Genomic DNA, 1,697 nt, shown 5'->3' with positions numbered 1-1,697 from the left:
CCTGAAATATTCATAGATCGAAATATAATGCTTATGTATTTAAAAAATAGCCCTTGCAAGGGCTATTTTTTTTAATGGGTTTAACTTTGGGGCTTCTACAACAAGGAAATAGCAAGTTTTTAAATCGAAAGTGATGTGCAGGTCAAAATTTATGTACTCCAAATAAACTCATTAAGAGCTATTTTGAAAATTTTGATTAATTTGACACAATTCGATAGTTACCAATGTAATTGTTGAATCTTGGCCAATACCTGATAGAACAGTTTTTGGTAAACGTGCGAACTACTTAATTTTAAATATAGTTTTCGACCACTTCGAACTAACTTTCCTGCAATTTTAAACAGCCAAAGACGGAGCGTTCCAACACGCACACTGACGTGTTGCGGTGGTAAGCATAGTTGTTTGAAGAGACTTACTAAATTATAAGCTAAGACACTCAGCATCATCCGTGCATGATTTTCAATAAAACCGGTACTGTTAGTTTTGTCGAAAAAGAAACCCTCTTTGGCTTCTTTAATATCATTTTCCATTTGACCACGATGTTGATATAATTCGAAGGCTGTTTCCGGTGTTAATTTGGTTAAGTTGGTAAGCACATATTCATGATTAAAGAGTAATTCACCAACTTCACGCGTTGATTTAATATAGATTTGGCGAGGTTGATTCCAAGAACCAGCTTGATATTTAGCCGAATAATAGTGAATCTCGGTTTGATCCCATTGTTGTTTATCGTCAATTCGTACATAGCCCTCAGCCAAATCACGCAATCGGCGGTTAGCTTTTAAACGTACCAAATAAAATGCCTTGTTTTCTTCACAAGTATCATAGAGTTCTGGTGTGGCAAAGCCACTATCTCCACGAACCAGGATTTCAGTACAAGGCAGACTATTTTGATAGTGTTGTAATAGAGGTTTTAAAAATGGACGGATTTCCTTACTGGTATAAACATTGCCTGGTCGCAATTGGGCCGCTAAAAAAGCTTCATTTTGACCATCGAAAGCAACCAATGGATGAAAGCCGTTCGTTTGATAGTGAGCATTGAAATCACTGCTTTCTTGATTACCGAAGGTATCAGAATGAGTCGAATCAACGTCAATGATTAGTTCCGTTTGATTAGTAGTCAGGCGTCCTCGGTCAAGCAGAGTCTGGTTTAACACTTGTAAAGAAGCGACAGATTTTTCATCAAAACGTTGCCAAAATCGCGAAATAGAAGCTTGCGAAGCTATAGCAGGTTTATCAAGTAGCAATTTAAAAATAGGATCAAAACGCAAACTGGTAGCAACCTGATCGGTGGCGTAGCCAGCAATCTTCTGTAATAATAGCTGTTCCATTAGACTAACATTACTGTGCTGGTAATAGCGTCGCTGGTCTTTAAATGAAACTAGTTTTTCAGCAAGGTTTGCGAAATCAAGTTTATGCATGATCTCTTTGATGAGCACTAAGCCTGCATCACTGGAAAGTTCACCACCAGTGTGAGAAATATGTAATTTAGAATTGAAATGGACTTGCTTTTCCTGTAAAGTTGTCATAGGAGCTCTCCTTCTGATGGTTCTTTTTTAGCGATAATAACTATATCAGAAAAGGGAGCTCTTTGCATACAAAATTTGCGCACCCAAAAGGTGCAAATAAAAAAGGACCCAACGTCAGTGACTGTGGTAATTCACTGACGTTGGGTCCTTTACTATGAATATTTCAGG

Annotated in this window: 1 protein-coding gene; it reads right to left on the bottom strand. The window is 37.6% G+C overall.

The genetic code is table 11. From position 1 onward, the window contains the following. Positions 1-218: 218 nt before the first annotated feature. A complete protein-coding gene (locus tag IV84_RS10355) occupies positions 219-1,529 on the bottom strand; it encodes an IS1380 family transposase (RefSeq protein WP_056986622.1) in 1,311 nt (436 codons plus the stop codon). Between the last annotated feature and the right edge of the window lie 168 nt (positions 1,530-1,697).

This window comes from Pediococcus damnosus (assembly GCF_001437255.1).
Lineage (GTDB): Bacteria > Bacillota > Bacilli > Lactobacillales > Lactobacillaceae > Pediococcus > Pediococcus damnosus.
This window is presented reverse-complemented; position numbering and strand designations above follow the sequence as displayed.

Bases quoted from the DNA above. Each gene is read 5' to 3' on its own strand.
- IV84_RS10355 (WP_056986622.1), bottom strand. From the start codon at position 1,529: ATGACAACTTTACAGGAAAAGCAAGTCCATTTCAATTCTAAATTACAT.